Source organism: Klebsiella sp. 141161, from assembly GCF_050600815.1.
GTDB classification, from domain to species: domain Bacteria; phylum Pseudomonadota; class Gammaproteobacteria; order Enterobacterales; family Enterobacteriaceae; genus Klebsiella; species Klebsiella aerogenes.
Window position 1 is genome coordinate 267,053 of sequence record NZ_JAQIRN010000005.1, and the last position, 21,798, is coordinate 288,850.

The 21,798-nt window shown below is 54.5% G+C and carries 14 protein-coding genes; 8 read left to right on the forward strand and 6 right to left on the reverse strand.

Annotated features, from left to right (window positions below):
- The first annotated feature begins 8 nt into the window (after positions 1–8).
- Positions 9–1,076, forward strand: a complete 1,068-nt coding sequence (glpQ, locus tag PGR79_RS15425) for a glycerophosphodiester phosphodiesterase (protein ID WP_213794356.1) — start codon at positions 9–11, stop codon at positions 1,074–1,076.
- 95 nt (positions 1,077–1,171) lie between these two features.
- Here the strand turns inward: glpQ and yfaE are convergent, their stop codons facing one another.
- The 4 genes from yfaE to ubiG all read right to left on the reverse strand — a co-directional run bounded on the left by yfaE (position 1,172) and on the right by ubiG (position 6,017).
- Positions 1,172–1,426 (reverse strand): class I ribonucleotide reductase maintenance protein YfaE, encoded by a 255-nt coding sequence (yfaE, locus tag PGR79_RS15430; RefSeq protein ID WP_015365617.1) that lies wholly within the window; start codon positions 1,424–1,426, stop codon positions 1,172–1,174.
- Entirely contained in the window at positions 1,426–2,556 is a 1,131-nt protein-coding gene (gene nrdB, locus PGR79_RS15435; protein WP_015365618.1) for a class Ia ribonucleoside-diphosphate reductase subunit beta, read from the reverse strand. The genes yfaE and nrdB overlap by 1 nt, the downstream gene beginning before the upstream one ends.
- A gap of 100 nt (positions 2,557–2,656) precedes the next feature.
- Positions 2,657–4,942, reverse strand: coding sequence for a class 1a ribonucleoside-diphosphate reductase subunit alpha (gene nrdA / locus PGR79_RS15440; protein ID WP_113374338.1), 2,286 nt, complete (start codon positions 4,940–4,942; stop codon positions 2,657–2,659).
- 346 nt (positions 4,943–5,288) lie between these two features.
- Positions 5,289–6,017, reverse strand: coding sequence for a bifunctional 2-polyprenyl-6-hydroxyphenol methylase/3-demethylubiquinol 3-O-methyltransferase UbiG (gene ubiG / locus PGR79_RS15445; RefSeq protein WP_045391407.1), 729 nt, complete (start codon positions 6,015–6,017; stop codon positions 5,289–5,291).
- Positions 6,018–6,163: 146 nt separating this feature from the next.
- Between ubiG and gyrA the strand changes: the two genes are divergently transcribed.
- Together gyrA and rcsC are read left to right on the forward strand one after the other, a co-directional pair.
- Positions 6,164–8,797 carry a DNA topoisomerase (ATP-hydrolyzing) subunit A gene (gene gyrA / locus PGR79_RS15450; RefSeq protein ID WP_045391405.1) on the forward strand — a complete coding sequence of 878 codons (2,634 nt, stop codon included), beginning with the start codon at positions 6,164–6,166 and terminating at the stop codon, positions 8,795–8,797.
- Between the two features lie 131 nt (positions 8,798–8,928).
- Positions 8,929–11,781, forward strand: coding sequence for a two-component system sensor histidine kinase RcsC (gene rcsC, locus PGR79_RS15455; protein ID WP_113374339.1), 2,853 nt, complete (start codon positions 8,929–8,931; stop codon positions 11,779–11,781).
- Positions 11,782–11,895: 114 nt separating this feature from the next.
- Here rcsC and rcsB read toward each other — a convergent pair whose 3' ends face one another.
- Together rcsB and rcsD are read right to left on the reverse strand one after the other, a co-directional pair.
- Entirely contained in the window at positions 11,896–12,546 is a 651-nt protein-coding gene (gene rcsB, locus PGR79_RS15460; protein ID WP_015365624.1) for a response regulator transcription factor RcsB, read from the reverse strand.
- 16 nt (positions 12,547–12,562) lie between these two features.
- Entirely contained in the window at positions 12,563–15,223 is a 2,661-nt protein-coding gene (gene rcsD / locus PGR79_RS15465; RefSeq protein WP_113374340.1) for a phosphotransferase RcsD, read from the reverse strand.
- Between the two features lie 771 nt (positions 15,224–15,994).
- Here rcsD and PGR79_RS15470 point away from each other — a divergent pair.
- From PGR79_RS15470 to PGR79_RS15490, 5 genes are all read left to right on the forward strand, one after another.
- The gene (locus tag PGR79_RS15470) at positions 15,995–17,107 is read left to right on the forward strand and encodes a porin OmpC (RefSeq protein ID WP_045391399.1); all 1,113 of its coding nucleotides are present in this window, start codon (positions 15,995–15,997) and stop codon (positions 17,105–17,107) included.
- A 103-nt stretch (positions 17,108–17,210) separates the two neighbouring features.
- Positions 17,211–18,263 carry an FAD:protein FMN transferase ApbE gene (gene apbE / locus PGR79_RS15475; protein WP_113374342.1) on the forward strand — a complete coding sequence of 351 codons (1,053 nt, stop codon included), beginning with the start codon at positions 17,211–17,213 and terminating at the stop codon, positions 18,261–18,263.
- A 72-nt stretch (positions 18,264–18,335) separates the two neighbouring features.
- Positions 18,336–19,406, forward strand: a complete 1,071-nt coding sequence (gene ada / locus PGR79_RS15480; protein WP_113374343.1) for a bifunctional DNA-binding transcriptional regulator/O6-methylguanine-DNA methyltransferase Ada — start codon at positions 18,336–18,338, stop codon at positions 19,404–19,406.
- A complete protein-coding gene (gene alkB / locus PGR79_RS15485; protein WP_113374344.1) occupies positions 19,406–20,065 on the forward strand; it encodes a DNA oxidative demethylase AlkB in 660 nt (219 codons plus the stop codon). The genes ada and alkB overlap by 1 nt, the downstream gene beginning before the upstream one ends.
- Before the next feature lie 68 nt (positions 20,066–20,133).
- On the forward strand, positions 20,134–21,777 hold the full coding sequence (locus tag PGR79_RS15490; protein ID WP_087860134.1) for a multidrug ABC transporter permease/ATP-binding protein: 1,644 nt from the start codon (positions 20,134–20,136) through the stop codon (positions 21,775–21,777).
- The last annotated feature ends 21 nt before the right edge of the window (positions 21,778–21,798 follow it).

Genomic DNA, 21,798 nt, shown 5'->3' on the forward strand with positions numbered 1-21,798 from the left:
GAGCGGCGATGAAAATGAAACTTACCGCGCTAATGAGCGGAATGATTTTGGCCAGTTCAGCGCTGTGCTTCAGCGCGACAGCCGCTGATAAAATTGTCATCGCCCACCGCGGCGCCAGCGGGTATCTGCCGGAACATACCCTGCCGGCGAAAGCGATGGCTTACGCTCAGGGGGCGGATTACCTTGAGCAAGACCTGGTCATGACCAAAGACGATCGGCTGGTGGTGTTGCATGACCACTATCTCGATCGGGTGACTGATGTTGCGCAGCGTTTCCCGCAGCGGGCGCGTAAAGATGGCCGTTTTTACGCCATCGACTTTACCCTGGCCGAGATTAAGTCGCTGAAGTTCACCGAAGGTTTTGAGCCGAAAGATGGTAAGAACGTGCAGACCTATCCCGGGCGTTTCCCGATGGGTAAATCCGATTTCCGCATTCATACCTTTGAAGAAGAGATTGAGTTTGTGCAGGGGCTGAATCATTCGACGGGGAAAAATATCGGTATCTACCCGGAAATCAAAGCGCCGTGGTTCCACCATCAGGAAGGCAAAGATATTGCCGCCAGCACGCTGAAGGTGCTGAAGGAATATGGCTACACCAGCAAGCAGGATAAGGTTTATCTGCAGTGTTTTGACGCCAACGAGCTCAAACGCATTAAGAATGAGCTGGAGCCGAAGATGGGTATGGATCTCAATCTGGTGCAGCTCATCGCCTATACCGACTGGAATGAAACGCAGCAGAAACAGGCCGATGGTAAATGGGTGAACTACAGCTATGACTGGATGTTCAAGCCGGGGGCGATGACGCAGATTGCGCAGTACGCCGACGGTATCGGCCCGGATTACCATATGCTGGTAGCGGAAGGCTCGAAGCCAGGCGCGGTGAAGCTGACGGCGATGGTAAAAGAGGCGCACGCCAGCCATCTGCAGGTGCATCCGTACACCGTGCGCGCGGATCAGTTGCCGGAGTACGCCACTAACGTTAACCAGCTCTATGACGTGCTGTATAACCAGGCGGGCGTCGACGGCTTGTTTACCGATTTCCCGGATAAAGCAGTGCAGTTCCTGGACGCGAAATAAAACAAAAGGGCCGTAAGGCCCTTTTTTATGTTTTCACCCTCTCCCTGTGGGAGAGGGCCGAGGTGAGGGCATCAGGCCGCACACATCGACAACACTTACATCTCGATCTCAATATCGCCTTTCGCCCGGCAGCAGCAGGGCAAAATTTCTCCCGGCTGGATAAACGCCAGCGGTTCTGTCAACCAGTCAACCTGGCCTGACACCAGACGCGTGCGGCAGGAACCGCAATAGCCTTCGCGGCACTGATACTCCACGTCGATGTTATGCGATTCAAGAGCGGCCAACAGGGAAGGATGTTCATCCTGACACTCAAGGCGAGTGTCAGAAATCCTCAAGAAAATCCGCTTCATTACAGCTGGAAGTTGCTCAGATCGTCGGCATCGACTTCAGAATCGATCTGACCGACGAGATAAGAGCTGACTTCCACTTCCTGCGGCGCGACCTGAACGTTGTCGGAAACCAGCCAGGTGTTGATCCATGGGATCGGGTTGGAGCGGGTCTGGAACGGTAGATCGAGGCCCACCGCCTGCATGCGGATATTGGTGATGTACTCTACGTACTGGCAGAGAATATCTTTGTTCAGGCCGATCATCGAGCCGTCGCGGAAAAGATAGTCCGCCCACTCTTTTTCCTGCTGCGCCGCCAGTACAAACAGGTCATAGCACTCTTGTTTGCACTCTTCGGCGATTTCCGCCATTTCCGGATCGTCGCTGCCGGAGCGCAGCAGGTTCAGCATATGCTGAGTGCCGGTCAGGTGCAGCGCTTCATCGCGGGCGATCAGGCGAATAATTTTGGCGTTACCTTCCATCAGCTTGCGTTCGGCAAAGGCGAAGGAGCAGGCGAAACTAACGTAGAAGCGGATCGCTTCCAGCGCGTTGACGCTCATCAGGCATAGATACAGTTTCTTTTTCAGCTCGCGCAGATTCACGGTCACGGTTTTGCCGTTGACGGTGTGAGTGCCTTCGCCCAGCAGATGCCAGTAGCTGGTCATTTCGATCAAAGAATCGTAATAGTGAGAGATGCCTTCGGCGCGTTTCTGGATCTGCTCATTGGTCACGATATCGTCGAACACCGTCGCCGGGTCGTTGACGATGTTGCGGATAATGTGGGTGTAGGAACGCGAGTGGATCGTCTCTGAAAAGGCCCAGGTTTCCACCCAAGTTTCCAGTTCCGGGATGGAAATCAGCGGCAGCAGCGCGACGTTCGGGCTACGGCCCTGGATGGAGTCGAGCAGCGTCTGATATTTCAGGTTGCTGATAAAAATATGCTTTTCATGTTCCGGCAGCGCCTGATAGTCGATGCGATCGCGCGAAACGTCGACTTCTTCCGGGCGCCAGAAGAAGGAGAGCTGCTTTTCAATCAGTTTTTCAAAGATGTCATATTTTTGCTGATCGTAGCGGGCCACGTTAACCGGCTGGCCAAAAAACATCGGCTCAAGCAGTTGATTGTTTTTCGTCTGTGAAAAAGTGGTGTATGCCATGAGTGGGTCCTGTTGAGATTGTATCGCCCGGCAACACTGCGTTTGCCGGGCCTACAAAACCGTAGGCCGGGTAAGCATCGCGCCACCCGGCAAAAATACCTTAGATCTTACATGCGCCGCTTTCGCAGCCGTCGTCCTGAATTGACGGCGCCAGGTCATCCTGGGCGTCTTCCGCGCCATCACGGGTGTTGTGATAGTACAGCGTTTTCACGCCGAATTTATAGGCGTTAAGCAGGTCTTTCAGCAACTGTTGCATCGGCACTTTTCCGGACGGGAAACGCGTCGGGTCGTAGTTGGTGTTGGCGGAAATCGACTGATCGATGAACTTCTGCATGATGCCGACCAGCTGCAGATAACCGTCGTTATTCGGCATTTCCCACAGCAGTTCGTAGGCGTTCTGCAGATTTTCGTAATCCGGAACGACCTGGCGCAGGATCCCGTCTTTCGACGCTTTGATGCTCACGTGGCCGCGCGGCGGTTCGATGCCGTTGGTGGCGTTGGAGATCTGCGAAGAGGTCTCAGACGGCATCAACGCGGAGAGCGTGGAGTTACGCAGGCCGTGGGTTTTGATGGATTCACGCAGCTGCTCCCAGTCGAAATGCAGAGATTCGCTCACGATCGCATCCAGGTCTTTCTTGTAGGTATCGATCGGCAGAATACCCTGCGCGTAGGTAGTTTCATTGAACCACGGGCAGGCGCCTTGTTCGATAGCCAGTTCGTTGGAGGCCTTCAGCAGATAGTACTGAATGGCTTCGAACGTTTTGTGCGTCAGATTGTTGGCGCTGCCGTCGGAGTAGCGCTTGCCATGTTTCGCCAGATAGTAAGCGAAGTTGATAACGCCGATGCCCAGCGTACGACGACCCATCGCGCCGCGTTTGGCCGCCGGGATTGGGTAATCCTGATAATCCAGCAGGGCATCCAGCGCGCGCACCGCCAGTACCGCCAGGTCTTCCAGCTCGTCGAGGCTATCGATGGCGCCAAGGTTGAACGCCGACAGCGTGCACAGCGCGATTTCGCCATTTTCGTCGTTCACATCGTCCAGCGGTTTGGTCGGCAAGGCGATTTCCAGGCACAGGTTAGACTGGCGCACCGGCGCGACAACCGGGTCGAACGGGCTGTGGGTGTTGCAGTGGTCAACGTTCTGGATATAGATACGGCCGGTAGACGCGCGTTCCTGCATCATCAGCGAGAACAGCTCAACGGCTTTAATACGCTGTTTGCGGATGCTGTCGTCTTTTTCGTATTTAGTGTACAGACGTTCGAACTCATCCTGATCGGCGAAGAACGCATCGTACAGGCCAGGAACGTCGGATGGGCTGAACAGAGTGATGTCCTCGCCTTTCAGCAGGCGGGTGTACATCAGCTTGTTGATCTGCACGCCGTAGTCCATGTGGCGAACGCGGTTGGCGTCGGTGCCGCGGTTGTTTTTCAACACCAGCAGGCTTTCGACTTCCAGATGCCACATCGGATAGAAGAGGGTGGCCGCGCCGCCGCGAACGCCGCCCTGCGAGCAGGATTTCACCGCGGTCTGGAAGTGCTTATAGAACGGGATGCAGCCGGTGTGGAAGGCTTCGCCGCCGCGGATCGGGCTACCCAGCGCACGAATGCGGCCGGCGTTGATACCGATACCGGCGCGCTGGGAAACGTATTTCACAATCGCGCTGGAGGTGGCGTTGATCGAATCCAGGCTATCGCCGCACTCAATCAGCACGCAGGAGCTGAACTGACGAGTTGGGGTACGCACGCCGGACATGATCGGCGTCGGCAGCGAAATTTTAAAGGTGGACACCGCGTCATAGAAACGCTTGATGTAGTCCAGACGGGTCTCACGCGGATAGTTAGAGAACAGGCAAGCCGCGACCAGAATATAGAGGAACTGGGCGCTTTCATAGATTTCGCCGCTGACGCGGTTCTGCACCAGGTATTTACCTTCCAGCTGCTTAACGGCGGCATAGGAGAAGTTCATATCGCGCCAGTGGTCGATAAAACCGTCCATCTGCTGGAACTCTTCTTCCGTGTAGTCTTCCAGCAGATGATGATCGTATTTACCTTTTTCGACCATGTTTACCACATGGGCGTACAGCGCTGGCGGTTCAAACTGGCCAAACGCTTTCTTGCGCAGGTGGAAAATCGCCAGTCGCGCGGCGAGGTACTGGTAGTCCGGCGCATCGCGGGAGATCAGGTCCGCTGCGGCCTTAATAATAGTCTCGTGGATGTCGGCGGTTTTGATGCCGTCATAGAACTGAATATGTGAACGCAGTTCTACCTGAGAAATCGAAACGTTATTCAGTCCTTCTGCCGCCCAATCTAGTACGCGATGGATTTTGTCGAGATTGATACGCTCGGTGCTACCGTCGCGCTTTGTCACCAGCAGACTCTGATTCATGTGGTTTTTACCTGTCCGTGAGAAAAAATATCCCCCCATTTATCCACAGCAAGTCGTTGTGACTAACTCTGTGGATAAATACTATATGTAGGGGGTTGTCGATAAAAAGAACGCTATATGGTGAGTTATTTTAGTAAGGATTCTTTTGAGTACAAGGGTTGATTTTGACGTTAATTTGAGGTTGCGCAGGCGTAATAATCGCTAAGTCCACGCCGTATAAGGCCTGGAGAAGAAGTCAATAAAACAGAAAAAAAAATCAAAATTTGATCGAGTGCTGATTTCTTCGTCGGAAGGGAAAATTGCGCAGCTTGATGCCGCGCAATCATCATCATAAAAACGTATGACGTTATGCTTTTTTCGCCGTTGTATGCAACATATAGTTAACATCAACGCCCGGCGCCAGCTTGAAGGTATTGGTGAGCGGATTGTAATGCAGGCCGGTGATGTGCTGCTCTTTCAGAGAAGTCTGATCGATCCAGCCGATGAGCTCCGCCGGCTTGATAAACTTCTTCACGTCATGCGTACCTTTTGGCACCATTTTCATCACGTATTCCGCGCCGACCACGGCCATCAGCCAGGCTTTGCCGTTGCGGTTAATGGTCGAGAAGAAGACCTGCCCGCCGGGCTTCACCAGCCGCGCGCAGGCGTGCACCACCGACTGTGGGTCAGGGACGTGCTCGAGCATCTCCATACAGGTGACGACGTCGTACTGTTGGGCGTGCTTCGCCGCGTGCTCTTCGACGGTCTCCTGCACATACTCCACCTGAACGCCGCTCTCCAGCGCGTGCAGTTTTGCGACCTGCAGCGGCTCGAAGCCCATATCCAGACCGGTGACCGTCGCACCTTCGCGCGCCATGCTTTCGGCGAGGATGCCGCCACCGCAGCCGACATCAAGCACTTTTTTGCCGAACAGGCCGCCGGAGCGTTCGGCAATATAGCCTAGGCGCAACGGGTTGATGCGATGCAGCGGTTTGAACTCGCCTTCTAAATCCCACCAGCGCGAGGCGACGGCTTCAAATTTGGCGATTTCATTGTGATCAACGTTGGGGGCCACCGACGGTTTTTCGGCATTCATGGGCGCTTTTACTCCTTTTCTGTTCTGACCTGCGAGTATATCAGCAGACTGCCACGAATAAACCGTATTGCTTTACCTCTATTACGACGGCTGTGTTATAATTTGCGACCTTTGAATCCGGGACACAGTAGAGGGATAGCGGTTAGATGAGCGACCTTGCGAGAGAAATTACACCGGTCAACATTGAGGAAGAGCTGAAAAGCTCGTATCTGGATTATGCGATGTCGGTCATTGTTGGCCGTGCGCTGCCGGATGTCCGAGATGGCCTGAAGCCGGTACACCGTCGCGTACTATACGCCATGAACGTATTGGGCAATGACTGGAACAAAGCCTATAAAAAATCAGCCCGTGTCGTTGGCGACGTAATCGGTAAATACCACCCGCATGGTGATACCGCCGTTTATGACACCATCGTACGTATGGCGCAGCCGTTCTCCTTGCGTTATATGCTGGTCGATGGCCAGGGTAACTTTGGTTCTGTCGATGGCGACTCCGCCGCAGCGATGCGTTATACGGAAATCCGTATGTCGAAGATCGCTCATGAGCTGATGGCCGATCTCGAAAAAGAGACGGTTGATTTCGTCGACAACTATGACGGCACGGAGAAAATCCCTGACGTCATGCCGACAAAAATCCCTAACCTGCTGGTGAACGGTTCTTCCGGTATCGCCGTAGGTATGGCGACCAACATTCCGCCGCATAACCTGACGGAAGTGATCAACGGCTGCCTGGCGTACGTTGATAACGAAGACATCAGCATTGAAGGGCTGATGGAACACATTCCGGGCCCGGACTTCCCGACCGCCGCTATCATTAACGGCCGTCGCGGTATTGAAGAGGCCTATCGTACCGGTCGCGGTAAAGTTTACATTCGCGCGCGCGCGGAAGTCGAAGCTGACGCGAAAACCGGTCGTGAAACCATCATCGTGCACGAAATTCCGTATCAGGTGAACAAAGCGCGCCTGATTGAGAAAATCGCCGAGCTGGTGAAAGAAAAACGCGTTGAAGGCATCAGCGCGCTGCGCGACGAATCTGACAAAGACGGTATGCGTATCGTTATCGAAGTGAAACGCGACGCGGTGGGTGAAGTGGTTCTTAACAACCTCTACTCCCAGACCCAACTGCAGGTTTCTTTCGGTATCAACATGGTTGCGCTGCACCACGGTCAGCCGAAGATCATGAACCTGAAAGACATCATTGCGGCGTTTGTTCGTCACCGCCGCGAAGTTGTCACTCGTCGTACTATTTTCGAACTGCGTAAAGCGCGCGACCGTGCGCATATCCTTGAAGCGCTGGCGATTGCGCTGGCTAACATCGATCCGATCATTGAGCTGATTCGCCGTGCGCCGACGCCGGCGGAAGCAAAAGCGGGTTTAATCGCGCGTTCATGGGATCTGGGCAATGTCTCCGCGATGCTGGAGCGCGCGGGCGATAACGCTGCGCGCCCGGAATGGCTGGAGCCGGAGTTCGGCGTGCGTGACGGCCAGTACTATCTGACCGAACAGCAGGCCCAGGCGATTCTGGATCTGCGTCTGCAGAAACTGACCGGTCTGGAGCATGAAAAACTGCTCGACGAGTACAAAGAGCTGCTCGATCAGATTGCCGAGCTGCTGCACATTCTGGGTAGCGCCGATCGTCTGATGGAAGTTATTCGCGAAGAGCTGGAGCTGGTCAAAGAACAGTTTGGCGATGCGCGTCGTACTGAAATCACCGCCAACAGCGCTGATATCAATATCGAAGACCTGATTAACCAGGAAGATGTTGTCGTGACCCTGTCGCACCAGGGTTATGTGAAGTATCAGCCGTTAACCGACTACGAAGCGCAGCGTCGTGGCGGTAAAGGCAAATCGGCAGCGCGTATTAAAGAAGAAGACTTTATCGACCGCCTGCTGGTGGCCAACACCCATGACACGATCCTCTGCTTCTCCAGCCGCGGTCGTTTGTACTGGATGAAGGTTTATCAACTGCCGGAAGCAAGCCGCGGCGCGCGTGGTCGGCCGATCGTCAACCTGCTGCCGCTGGAAGCTGACGAGCGTATCACCGCAATCCTGCCGGTTCGCGAGTACGAAGAGGGCGTTAACGTCTTTATGGCGACCGCCAGCGGTACCGTGAAGAAAACGGCATTGACCGAGTTCAGCCGTCCGCGTTCTGCCGGTATCATCGCCGTCAATCTGAACGAAGGGGACGAACTGATCGGCGTCGATCTGACTTCTGGTCAGGACGAAGTGATGCTGTTTTCCGCCGCCGGTAAAGTGGTGCGCTTTAAAGAAGACGCCGTTCGCGCGATGGGGCGTACCGCAACCGGCGTACGCGGCATCAAGCTGGCGGGCGAAGATAGCGTGGTGTCGCTGATTATTCCTCGCGGCGAAGGCGCTATCCTGACCGTGACGCAAAACGGTTACGGCAAGCGTACTGCGGCAGCAGAGTATCCGACCAAGTCACGTGCGACGCAGGGCGTTATCTCTATTAAGGTCACCGAACGTAACGGTTCAGTGGTCGGCGCCGTGCAGGTCGATGATTGCGACCAGATCATGATGATCACCGATGCGGGCACCCTGGTGCGTACTCGCGTTTCTGAAGTGAGCATCGTGGGTCGTAATACTCAGGGCGTGATTCTGATCCGTACCGCGGAAGATGAAAACGTTGTTGGCCTGCAGCGCGTGGCTGAACCGGTTGACGACGAAGAACTGGATGCCATCGACGGCAGCGTAGCGGAGGGCGATGATGATATTGCGCCGGAAAACGATGCTGACGACGACATCGCCGAAGACGAAGAGTAATCGTCGCAGGTAAATGTTCTGAAAGGGCCGGGTATTATCCCGGCCCTTTTTGCATTAACATTGCGGCAAAGCCCATTTACCGCTACTTTAACCCCATTCTGTTGAGCCCCTGACGACCGAGCATTACCCCATTGAAATATCTTGCCTCGTTTCATACGACCTTAAAGGTTTCTCGTTATCTGTTCAGAGCGCTGGCGGTTCTGCTATGGATGCTGATTGCTTTTGTCTCCGTGTTTTATATCGTTAACGCGCTGCATGAACGGGAATCGGAAATTCGTCAGGAGCTTAATCTTAACGCCGACCAGGCGCAGCGCTATATCCAGCGGACTGCGGATGTCATTAAAGAGCTGAAGTACGTCGCAGGCAACCGCGCGGCGACCGGGAGCGAGGGCAGCGCGGCGCTTGCCAACAGCGGTAATATCACTATCCCAAATTTTGAACCGCTGTATCCGGATTCCGACTGCAGCGCAATGAGCGGCGCCTGGCGTAATTCGCTGCAATCGCTGGCGTGGTTCATGCGCTACTGGCGCGATAATTTCTCCGCCGCCTACGACCTGAACCGTATTTTTTTAATTGGCAGCGACAACCTCTGCATGGCTAATTTTGGCCTGCGCGATATGCCGCTGGAGCGCGATCAGGCGCTGAAGGTGCTGCATCAGCGTATCGAACAATATCGCGATGCGCCGCAAAACGAGCGCGGCAATAACCTGTTCTGGATTAGCCAGGGCGTGCGTCCGGGCGTCGGCTATTTCTATGCGCTGACGCCTATTTATATGGCCAACCGCCTGCAGGCGATGCTCGGCGTTGAGCAGACTATCCGCATGGAGAGCTTCTTTACGCCAGGCAGCCTGCCGATGAGCGTGACGATTCTCGATGATAACGGCCAGCAGCTCATTTCTCTTGCCGGGCCGGATAACAGCATTAAACCGGAAACCCGCTGGATGCAGGAGCGGATGTGGTTTGGCTATAGCTCTGGTTTCCGCGAACTGGTGCTGAAAAAGAGCCTGCTGCCGTCATCGCTGAGTATTGTCTATTCGGTTTCCGTCGATCAGGTGCTGGAGCGTATCAGGATGCTGATCCTCAACGCTATCGTATTGAATATCCTGACCGGCGCGATCCTGTTCGCGCTGGCGCGCATGTATGAACGGCGGATATTTATTCCGGCGGAAAACGACGCCCAGCGTCTGGAAGAGCATGAGCAGTTCAACCGTAAAATCGTCGCCTCCGCGCCGGTTGGGATCTGTATTCTGCGTACTCAGGACGGCACTAACATACTGAGTAACGAACTGGCGCATAACTATCTGAATATGCTGACTCACGAAGACCGCCAGCGGCTCACGCAGATTATCTGCGGCCAGCAGGTCAATTTCGTCGACGTGTTAACCAGCAACAACACCAACCTGCAGATTAGCTTTGTGCACTCGCGCTATCGTAATGAAAACGTAGCGATATGTGTGCTGGTGGATGTTTCCGCCCGTGTGAAAATGGAAGAGTCGCTGCAGGAGATGGCCCAGGCGGCGGAGCAGGCCAGCCAGTCGAAATCGATGTTCCTCGCCACCGTCAGCCACGAGCTGCGTACGCCGCTGTACGGCATTATTGGCAACCTCGATCTGCTGCAGACCAAAGCGTTGCCGAAGGGGGTCGATCGGCTGGTGACGGCGATGAATAACTCCTCCAGCCTGCTATTGAAGATTATCAGCGATATTCTCGACTTCTCGAAGATTGAGTCTGAGCAGCTCAAAATCGAGCCACGAGAGTTTTCGCCGCGCGAGGTTATGAATCATATTTCGGCGAACTATCTACCGCTGGTGGTGCGCAAGCAGCTTGGGCTGTACTGCTTCATCGAGCCGGATGTTCCGCAAACGATGATAGGCGACCCGATGCGCCTGCAGCAGGTCATCTCCAACCTGCTGAGTAACGCCATTAAATTTACCGATACCGGCTGTATCGTGTTACACGTCCAGCGCGCCGGCGACTATCTGCAAATTAGCGTACGTGACACCGGAGAGGGGATCCCGGCGAAAGAAGTTGTGCGCCTGTTCGACCCGTTCTTCCAGGTCGGTACCGGGGTACAGCGTAATTTCCAGGGCACCGGCTTGGGGCTGGCTATCTGTGAAAAACTTATCAGCATGATGGATGGCGACATTGCCGTGGAAACTGAACCCGGCATGGGCAGCCGTTTCACCATCCGCATTCCGCTATATGGCATGCAGCAGATGCCGGCGCTGTTGGCCGATCGGCACAGCAACAGCACCTGCTGGCTGGCGATTCATAACACGTCACTGGCGCTGTTTATCGAATCGCTGCTGAAATATCATGGCCTGACGGTACGGCAATTTGCTGGCCAGACGCCGGCCGCTGACGATATTTTATTAACCGATGATGAACTCAGCGAGCGTTGGTCGGGAAGCGCTGCGGTGATCTTCTGCCGTCGCCATATCGGCATCCCCGTTGAGCGCGCGCCTGGGGAGTGGTTGCATAGCGTAACCACGCCGCATGAGCTCCTGCCGTTGCTGGGACGCCTGCTGCATCTGGCGCTGGCGGCGGAAGAGAATGGTCCGGCGCTATCGGCCCACGACGCGCCAACGGTCAGCAATGACGACATGATGATTCTGGTGGTCGACGATCACCCGATTAACCGCCGCCTGTTGGCTGACCAGCTTGGCTCACTGGGTTATCAATGCGTGACGGCCAATGATGGCGTCGATGCGCTTAACGTCCTCAGTAAACAACATATTGATATTGTTCTCAGCGATGTGAACATGCCGAATATGGATGGCTACCGTCTGACGCAGCGGATCCGGCAACTGGAGATGACTCTGCCGGTCATTGGCGTGACGGCTAACGCACTGGCGGAAGAAAAGCAGCGCTGCCTGGAGTCGGGAATGGATAGTTGTCTGTCAAAACCGGTGACGCTGGATATCCTCAAGCACACGCTGGCCACCTATGCCGCACAGGTACGTAAGGCCAGAACAACAAGCTGAAGTCGCACTCCATGGCGTTGAGATCTCCCCGGAGCGCGATGCTTTCCGGGGTGGGGACATAAAGCTTCAGAATGGCCCGGAAACGGCGGCTTGCCGCCATCCGGGAAAAGTGAATTACTCTTTATCCGTTGAGGTGAGAGAGACGGAAGAGAGATAGTTCAGCAGCGCGATATCATTTTCGACGCCCAGCTTCATCATTGCCGATTTCTTCTGGCTACTGATGGTCTTGATGCTGCGGTTCAGCTTTTTGGCGATCTCGGTGACCAGGAAGCCTTCAGCGAACAAACGCAAAACTTCACTCTCTTTTGGCGACAGGCGTTTGTCGCCATAACCGCCGGCGCTGATTTTTTCCAGCAGGCGGGAGACGCTTTCCGGAGTAAACTTTTTGCCTTTCTGCAGCGCGGCCAGCGCTTTCGGCAGGTCGGTCGGGGCACCCTGTTTCAGCACGATCCCTTCAATGTCGAGATCCAGCACTGCGCTGAGAATAGCCGGGTTGTTGTTCATGGTCAGAACGATAATCGACAGCTCAGGGAAATGGCGTTTGATGTATTTGATCAGAGTGATCCCATCGCCATATTTGTCGCCAGGCATCGACAAGTCGGTAATCAGGACGTGCGCGTCAAGCTTAGGAAGATTGTTAATCAGAGCTGTGGAATCTTCAAATTCGCCAACAACATTCACCCACTCGATCTGCTCAAGTGACTTGCGAATGCCGAACAGTACGATCGGATGGTCATCGGCAATAATTACGTTCATATTGTTCATGTATTAGGCTACCTTGCTACAGCAAGCTCTTGACGTAACCGTCAATGTCGCTGATGTATTTTTCTATACCTTGGGCATCTCTTTCATGAATCAGATGCTCAAGCGCTTCACATAACTGCTTGCCGGGTATCAGATTAAGCATCGCAAACGCCCCTTTGAGGCGGTGAGCGGTCTGCGCCAGCGCAGCGAAATCGCTGATGGTGAATTCAGTATACAATCTCTGAACATCATCCGGAACAGTGTCGGCAAACAGCGCGTAATAACCACTGGCATGGAGTTCAGCATTTCCTTCATTTCCAGTTGAGGAGGGCTGAATCTCTTCTTGCGCCAGCTGTTGCTCAATCAGCTGCAGGATAGCTTCCTGCATGGCAGTGCTGATATTAAAATTGACGCTCAACTGACCTGGGCCAATTTTGCGTATCCCAACCTCATCATCGCTTAAAAGCAAGCCTGAAGCAGTAAGATTAGACGGATTATCAGTTAAAAAGAGATCGTACTCTTGACTTGCGAGTCTTTCGTCCGGGGTGATGCAACTTGCGCCCCAGCTCTCTAACTGGCGCGTCACGATGCGGCGTACTTCATTGGCGGTAATGTCAATCATCACGACCACATCGTCCAGCAGGTGTTCGCCGGAGTCGCTCTCTTCCTCGCTTGCCGCCATTTTAAGGTGTAGCGAGTAGCGGGTGCCGAGCGATTCCCGCGCCTTAATATTAAGCTGCCCGCCAAGCTTGCGGGTTAAACGGTCGCATAACCAGAAGGTGAGGGCATTAGCCTTGCCGTACTGGTCGGCTTGCGTCTCGTTAAGGAACGGGAAGTGCATATTATCGATTTCATTAGCGCTCACGCCGTTGCCGGTATCAAGGATACGGAAGGTCAGACGATCGTCGGCCGATTCATCTTTGCTCACCTCAAGCGTAATTTTTCCTATTTGCGTCGTGGTAATGGCGTATTGGATAAGCAGTAACAGCGTACGACGCAGCGCATCGCGGTCGCCATAGCGCTGTTCGTTAGCAGGCAGCGCGTTATTGATTAACAGCTGAAGTCCTTTGCGTTTGATCATCGGCAGAACTTCAGGAACCACTTCATCTATTAAGCCCTGGATCGAGAACAAACCGGGAGTGGTTTTCCAGGCGTCGCTTTCCAGTAAGTTCGCCAACTGAATCTCATCGATAAGATGAACTAGTTCATCGGCATGCTGCGCCAGTTTTCGGCTTTCATGAATGCCAATTGCCGCCGCTTCCTGCGCCAGAGTCTGCGCGGGGTCTTTGAGCGCGGCGCCAATATTTTGCATAAAAGCGATGCGCCCCTGCTGATTTTTTTCATACAGCCGCTGGGCTTGCTTAAGCTTTTTATTCACCAGTACTTCTCTATCCTGATCGCGAATAATCAGGATCTGCGTACGAGGAGCTACCTGGCTTCGGTACTGGCGGATTTCATAAAGTTCATTATTGATCGTCGCCTGAATGACCCCTTGATGCTGATCGGCCATGTTGGTGATGTTCTGCAGGTTCAGATGAGGCAACAGATGATCGGCGATCGGGTTGCTGATAATAGTGCGATTGGCTTCCTGATCGTGCACCAACAGGCCCAGCGGCAGCAAAGAGACAATCTCTTCATTAATTGCGCGCTGAGCGCGAAGTTCGCTGTTGGCGGCGGTGGGTGCCGCGCTAACGCTGCCGGGGCTACGGCGACCGCTATAGTTGCGGAAAGTAGTAAAGCCAAACAGGGTTAATGCCAGCAGACCAATGGTGAGCAGCAGCGGCAGTAAAATATTCTGCAGCGACTCCATCAGCAAAGTGCTGAACGGCACGACCCACACCAGCCGCATGCCGGTGGTATTAATGGCGGTGGTTATCTCAATTCGTAGGCCATTGAAGCTGACGCTAACGTTATCAACGGCTTCTTTATCAGGGCTGTTGGCGGCATTCTGCGCCGGATCTGCCTCCAGACGGAAGCTGTCCAGCGACATGCTCGGCGGGATGAGGTCGTTAATCGGTAAATCGAAAGCCACCACCGTTGCCAGGTGGCCCGGTTGGTTAAAGGTGGTACGCAGAGTGAAGTAGTGGCCATTTTGCCAGGTCAAATGGCGCAGCGAAGAAAAGGTTTCACGCTCATCCAGCGTATTTGCCTGCAGCAGCATTTCGGCGCGGCGGGATTCCACGACGCTGCTTATCGTCGATTCTTTAAAACTCGAAGACAGATCTTTCAGCGGCAGGGTAGAGACCAGAATCAGGCTGTTATCCAGCCCGTTGAGGTAGTACATCGACCAGGGGATGGTTTCTGCGCCCCATAGAATATCGAGATAGTTAGAAATCTTCTGCGTCATCTCAAGCGTCGAACTGTCATGAGATCCGAAAATCAGCGCTTCGGTTTTGCGTCGGGGCTTTTCCAGATAGTAGACGTCCTGCTTCAGTCGGGTTTCCTGTAGCCCATCGCTTGAGGTACTGGAGCTGGTGGCGGCGATATTGTCGTAAATCTGCCAGGTGGCGTAACGCCAGGTATCGATGCGTTTATGCAATGCGTGGCTGATATCAACCACCTGGTAACTTCTGTCTTTTAGCCACGTATTGACCGAGCTTTGGATCATCACGCCCATCATCGCGAGCAAGACGATAACCATCAAAATGAAGAACCGGGTGATGTTGCCTGGGATCAGGGAGAATTTTTTTTGGGTCATCGCGTAGCAGAGCTGCTCAGTAGTGTTTGTAAACAAGATGTTGCGCCATAGTGACGGGCAGCACAACGAATACTGGCTGGAAGTATAAAGGCTAAAACGGGAAATCCATACAACAGATTGACGCTGAGGGATCTTTTAATGCTGAGATTTGTCTCAAAACCATAGCGACGACGAATATGTACAGTGGAATTGATCTTGTACAATTAACCGGCATTTGTTGCAGGTAAATAGCACGAAAAAACAAGAAATTGGCGAAATAGGCTGACTTTCATTCGGAATTGATTGATTAATAGTCGTTATTTTTTTCTGCGTTAGCACAGCCTAATTAAAGATACGTAAAGAAGGGTAAAAAAAACCGGATGCGAGGCATCCGGTTGAAATAGGGGTAAACAGACATTCAGAACTGAATGACGGTAATAAATAAAGTTAATGATGATAGCGAGGATTATTTTAGTCCTCGGAGAAGATTTTGTTTTACCATTCAGTGCTATACATTTACCAGCTTTCAATGATTTGATTTTAAAGGTAAATATTATTTTTTTGATTTTTGATGCTTATTTTGACGACCATTATCGTGCCTGAAAAGTTCCTTTGAATTTACAAATTGAAACATCTTGTGCGCATTTTGAAACACCTTAGAAGTTTTCGTATCATATTCTTGTTGGATTATTCTGCATTTTGCAGCACAATGAATACAGCCGACTGATTAGAAGGGTAATCAGTAAGCAGTGGCAATAATAAAAGGCATATAACAAACAGAGGGTTAATAACATGAAAGTTAAAGTACTGTCCCTCCTGGTACCAGCACTGCTGGTAGCGGGCGCAGCAAATGCGGCTGAAATTTATAACAAAGACGGCAACAAATTAGACCTGTATGGTAAAATTGATGGTCTGCACTACTTCTCTGACGACAAGAGCGTAGACGGCGACCAGACCTACATGCGTATCGGCGTGAAAGGCGAAACCCAGATCAACGACCAGCTGACCGGTTACGGCCAGTGGGAATACAACGTTCAGGCGAACAACACCGAAGGTTCTGACAAGCAGTCCTGGACTCGTCTGGCATTCGCTGGTCTGAAATTCGGCGACGCGGGTTCTTTCGACTACGGTCGTAACTACGGCGTTGTTTACGACGTAACTTCCTGGACCGACGTTCTGCCGGAATTCGGCGGCGACACCTACGGTTCCGACAACTTCCTGCAGTCCCGTGCTAACGGCGTTGCTACCTACCGTAACTCTGACTTCTTCGGTCTGGTTGACGGCCTGAATTTTGCTCTGCAGTACCAGGGTAAAAACGGCAGCACCAGCGGTGAAGACATGACCAACAACGGTCGCGGCTTCCAGAAACAGAACGGCGAAGGCTACGGTACCTCCGTAACTTATGATATCTGGGACGGCATCAGCGCTGGTTTCGCTTACTCCCACTCTAAACGTACTGACGATCAGAACGTTAATGGTGTTATGGGTCACGGCGACGACGCTGAAACCTATACCGGTGGTCTGAAATACGACGCTAACAACGTATACCTGGCGACTCAGTACACCCAGACTTACAACGCAACTCGCACTGGCGACATCGGTTTTGCTGACAAAGCGCAGAACTTCGAAGTGGTTGCTCAGTACCAGTTCGATTTCGGCCTGCGTCCGTCCATCGCTTACCTGCAGTCTAAAGGTAAGGACCTGTCCATTCGTGGCACCGGTATCAACTATGGCGACCAGGATATCCTGAAATACGTTGACCTGGGTGCGACCTACTACTTCAACAAAAACATGTCCACCTACGTTGATTACAAAATCAACCTGCTGGACGACAACGACTTCACCCGCGCGGCCGGTATCTCTACCGACAACGTTGTGGCTCTGGGCCTGGTTTACCAGTTCTAAGCAAGCTGAAGTGTTGAAAAAGGCGCCTGCGGGCGCCTTTTTTTATGCCCGGTTTAACCTCGCTGGTATACTCTGGCTGCCTTTGTAACAGGAGCCCGTTTTCATGGATACCACCTTTTTCCGCGCCGCCTTTTTCGGCCTTTGCGTTCTGCTTACCGGCTGTGATTCCGCGACATCCCCGGCCACGCCAAAATCCGCCGCCACCGTGCTCGATGGCAAAACGATGGGGACCTATTGGCGCGTTAGCGTCGTCGGGCTGGATCCGGCGAAAGCCGAAGATTTACGCCATAAAGTTCAGGTGCAGCTCGATGGCGACGATCTGCTGCTTTCGACCTGGAAAAACGACTCCGCGCTGATGCGCTTCAATCATGCCGCCACGACCAAACCGTGGCCGGTGAACGAAGCGATGGCGGATATCGTCACTCTGTCGCTGCGTATTGGCGCAAAAACCGCCGGAGCGATGGATGTTACCGTCGGGCCGCTGGTCAATCTATGGGGATTTGGCCCGGATAAGCAGCCGGTAAAAACGCCGACGGAGCAGCAAATCGCGGCGGCAAAAGCGCGTACCGGGCTGCAGCATCTGACGGTGATTAACCGCGCCGACCAACAGTATCTGCAAAAAGATATTGCCGATTTATTTGTCGATCTTTCCACCGTCGGCGAGGGCTACGCGGCCGATCATCTGGCGCGGCTGATGGAGCAGGAAGGAATTGCCCGTTATCTGGTGTCGGTTGGCGGCGCATTGGTCAGCCGTGGGATGAACGGCGACGATAAACCCTGGCGAGTGGCGATTCAAAAACCGACCGACCGTGAAAACGCCGTCCAGGCGATAGTCGATATCAACGGCCACGGCATCAGCACCTCCGGCAGCTATCGCAACTACTACGAGCTGGACGGCAAACGTATTTCTCACGTTATCGATCCGCAAACCGGGCACCCCATCAACCATAAGCTGGTTTCGGTGACGGTGATTGCGCCGACCGCGCTGGAAGCCGACGGCTGGGATACCGGGCTGATGGTATTAGGGCCGGAAAAAGCGCAACAGGTGGCACACGAGCAGGGGCTGGCGGTCTATATGATTGTGAAAGAGGGCGACGGCTTTAAGACCTGGATGTCGCCGCAGTTCCGCACCTTCCTGGTCGGCGAGCAGAATTAAAAAGCAAGAAGCGCAGTTTTTTAGAGCGGAGCAAGGCGCAAAGTAGGGATACACTTACAGCAGGAGCCCGCTATGAAACCGATGATTGCCGATATGACTAACGATGACCGCCGCTGGCTGGCGGTCTGCGAACGCGACGCCAGCGCCGACGGGCAGTTTGTCTTCGCCGTGTTGACCACCGGCGTCTGCTGCCGTCCCTCGTGCCGTTCACGGCGCGCGCTACGGGAGAATGTCCGCTTTTATGCTGATGTCGAAGCCGCAAAGGCCGCCGGATATCGCCCCTGTAAACGGTGTCGGCCGGATAATCTCGACCCCGACCAACAGCGGGTCGAGAAGGTGGCCGCCGCCTGTCGTCTGCTGGAACAAGAGGCGCCAATCACCCTTGAGGCGCTGGCGCAGCAGCTGGCGGTCAGCCCGTTTCACTTCCATCGTATTTTTAAATCCGTCACCGGGCTCACGCCCAAGGCCTGGCAGCAGGCCTGGCGCGCGCGGCGCCTACGCGAAGCATTAAGCCACGGCGAGAATGTCACCAGCGCGGCATTAGCCGCCGGCTTCCCTGATTCCGCTAGCTATTATCGCCAGGCAAACGAGACGCTGGGCATGACCGCCCGCCAGTTTAAACGCGGCGGCGAAGATGTGGCGATTAGCTGGGTTTGCAGCGATAGCGCCTCTGGCCGGTGCCTGGTGGCGTTCAGCGAACGTGGCGTATGCGCCGTGTTGCTGGGCGATGACGATAAGGCGTTATATGCGCAGCTGGCGAGCTTGTTTCCCGGCGCCCAATTACAGCCGGGTGATGATACGTTTACCGAACGCGTGGCGCAGGTGGTTGCCCATCTGGATAATCCGCAGCAGGCGGTGAATTTGCCGCTGGATATTCGCGGTACCGCTTTCCAGCAACGGGTGTGGCAAGCTTTGCGCCAGATCCCGGCAGGCGAAACCCGCAGCTACCGCGAGGTGGCTCACAGCATTGGTCAACCGCGCGCGGTCAGAGCGGTTGCCGGGGCCTGCGCTGCCAATAAGCTGGCGATAGTTATTCCTTGCCATCGGGTGGTGCGTGAGGGCGGGGCGCTTTCCGGCTATCGTTGGGGAAGCGAACGCAAAGCGCTGCTGCTGGCGCGCGAAGCAAAAATACGGGAGAAATAATGCTCGATCTGTTTGCCGATACGCCGCCCTGGCAGGAGCCGCTGGCCCCCGGGGCGATGATATTACGCCGTTTCGCCGTGCAGCGCGCGCCGGCGCTGCTGCAGGCCATCGCCGGAGTGGCCAGCGCTTCTCCGTTCCGCCAGATGGTGACCCCCGGTGGTTATACCATGTCGGTGGCTATGACCAACTGTGGCCAACTCGGCTGGACGACCGATATGCACGGCTATCTCTATGCGCCGGGCGATCCGTTGACCGGCGAGCATTGGCCGCCGATGCCATTGGTTTTTCAGCAACTGGCGGCGGAGGCGGCGCAGGAGGCGGGTTATGCGCATTTTTCCCCGGATGCCTGTCTGATTAACCGCTACCAACCGGGCGCGAAGCTGTCGCTGCATCAGGATAAAGATGAGCATGATTTGCGCGCGCCTATCGTTTCAGTGTCGCTGGGTCTGCCGGCGGTGTTTCAATTTGGCGGGCTTAAACGTAACGATCCGCTGCGCAGGCTGCTGCTGGAGCATGGCGATGTGGTGGTGTGGGGCGGCGAATCACGGCTCTTCTATCACGGCATCCAGCCGCTTAAACCGGGGGAGCATCCGCTGACCGGCGCCTGTCGTTACAACCTCACGTTTCGTCTCGCGGGTCAACGGCAAAAACAAAAATAAGAATTATTCTTGCTGTCGTCGGTAAGCCGTTTAAACTGCTGGCTGTTTGCTTGTCCGGATCGTAGCTTATGGAATTACTTGTTCTTGTTTGGCGCCAGTACCGCTGGCCGTTCATTGCCGTCATGGCGCTGAGTTTGCTCAGCGCGGCGCTGGGTATCGGGCTTATCGCCTTTATTAACCTACGTCTGATTTCCCTTGTTGATACCTCGCTCACCGTGCTGCCGGAGTTTCTCGGCCTGCTGCTGCTGTTGATGGCGGTCACGCTCGGCTCGCAGCTGGCGTTAACCACGCTTGGCCACCACTTCGTCTATCGCCTGCGCGGCGAATTTATTAAACGCATTCTCGACACCCAAATCGAAAAGATCGAAAAAATCGGCAGCGCTTCGCTGTTGGCGGGCTTAACCAGTGACGTGCGTAACATCACCATCGCCTTTGTGCGCCTGCCTGAGCTGGTGCAGGGGATTATCCTGACCTTCGGGTCCGCCGCCTACCTGGCGTTTCTGTCAGGAAAAATGATGCTGGTGACCGCGGTCTGGATGGCGGTCACTATCTGGGGCGGCTTTGTGCTGGTGGCGCGCGTCTATAAGCATATGGCGACCCTGCGCGAGACCGAAGATAAGCTGTATCATGATTACCAGACGGTGCTGGAAGGGCGCAAAGAGCTGACGCTGAACCGCGAACGCGCCGAATATGTTTTTAATCAGCTGTATCTGCCGGATGCCCGCGACTATCGCCACCACATCATTCGCGCCGATACCTTCCACCTGAGCGCGGTGAACTGGTCGAATATCATGATGCTTGGCGCCATCGGTCTGGTGTTCTGGATGGCTAATGGCCTCGGGTGGGCCAATACCGCGGTGGCGGCGACCTATTCTCTGACGCTGCTATTTCTGCGTACGCCGCTGCTGTCGGCGGTGGGGGCGCTGCCAACCTTGCTCAGCGCCCAGGTGGCATTCAATAAACTGCATCAGTTCGCGCTGGCGCCTTATCGCGCCGGTTTCCCCGAGCCGCAGGCGCATCCGCACTGGCAGACCCTGGAGCTGCGCGATGTGTCGTTCCATTATCCTGATAACAGTTTTGCCGTCGGGCCGATTAATCTGACTCTCAAACGCGGCGAACTGGTGTTTCTGATTGGCGGCAATGGCAGCGGCAAGTCGACGCTGGCGATGTTGCTGACCGGGCTGTATCAACCGTTCTCCGGGCAGATCCTGCTCGATGGTCAACCGCTGGCGGCGGAAAAACCAGAAGATTACCGCAAGCTATTCTCGGCGGTATTTACCGATGTCTGGCTATTTGATCGTCTTTTGGGGCCAAAAGGCGAACGCGCCGATCCGGCGCTGGTCGCGAAGTGGCTGGCGTATCTGAAGATGGACCACAAGCTGCAGCTGGAAGAGGGGAAAATCCTCGATCTGAAGCTGTCTAAAGGGCAGAAAAAGCGCGTGGCGCTGCTGCTGGCGCTGGCCGAAGAGCGCGATATCATTTTGCTCGATGAATGGGCAGCGGATCAGGATCCGCATTTCCGCCGCGAGTTTTATCAGGTGTTACTGCCGCTGATGCAGCAAATGGGAAAAACCGTGTTTGCCATCAGCCACGATGACCACTATTTCCAGCATGCCGATCGCCTGCTGGAGATGCGCAGCGGCAAGCTTAGCGAGCTCACCGGCGTTGAGCGCGAACTGGCGACCCGCGACGCGGTCGCGCGTACCGCCTAACGCTTTTGCTGATTACCCGAT

What these genes read in the sequence shown, in the direction of transcription:
- apbE (WP_113374342.1), top strand. Translation starts at nt 17,211, where the DNA reads ATGGATACCACCTTTTTCCGCGCCGCCTTTTTCGGCCTTTGCGTTCTG.
- rcsD (WP_113374340.1), bottom strand. Translation starts at nt 15,223, where the DNA reads ATGACCCAAAAAAAATTCTCCCTGATCCCAGGCAACATCACCCGGTTC.
- nrdB (WP_015365618.1), bottom strand. Translation starts at nt 2,556, where the DNA reads ATGGCATACACCACTTTTTCACAGACGAAAAACAATCAACTGCTTGAG.
- ubiG (WP_045391407.1), bottom strand. Translation starts at nt 6,017, where the DNA reads ATGAATGCCGAAAAACCGTCGGTGGCCCCCAACGTTGATCACAATGAA.
- gyrA (WP_045391405.1), top strand. Translation starts at nt 6,164, where the DNA reads ATGAGCGACCTTGCGAGAGAAATTACACCGGTCAACATTGAGGAAGAG.
- alkB (WP_113374344.1), top strand. Translation starts at nt 19,406, where the DNA reads ATGCTCGATCTGTTTGCCGATACGCCGCCCTGGCAGGAGCCGCTGGCC.
- nrdA (WP_113374338.1), bottom strand. Translation starts at nt 4,942, where the DNA reads ATGAATCAGAGTCTGCTGGTGACAAAGCGCGACGGTAGCACCGAGCGT.
- PGR79_RS15490 (WP_087860134.1), top strand. Translation starts at nt 20,134, where the DNA reads ATGGAATTACTTGTTCTTGTTTGGCGCCAGTACCGCTGGCCGTTCATT.
- ada (WP_113374343.1), top strand. Translation starts at nt 18,336, where the DNA reads ATGAAACCGATGATTGCCGATATGACTAACGATGACCGCCGCTGGCTG.
- rcsB (WP_015365624.1), bottom strand. Translation starts at nt 12,546, where the DNA reads ATGAACAATATGAACGTAATTATTGCCGATGACCATCCGATCGTACTG.
- glpQ (WP_213794356.1), top strand. Translation starts at nt 9, where the DNA reads ATGAAAATGAAACTTACCGCGCTAATGAGCGGAATGATTTTGGCCAGT.
- PGR79_RS15470 (WP_045391399.1), top strand. Translation starts at nt 15,995, where the DNA reads ATGAAAGTTAAAGTACTGTCCCTCCTGGTACCAGCACTGCTGGTAGCG.
- yfaE (WP_015365617.1), bottom strand. Translation starts at nt 1,426, where the DNA reads ATGAAGCGGATTTTCTTGAGGATTTCTGACACTCGCCTTGAGTGTCAG.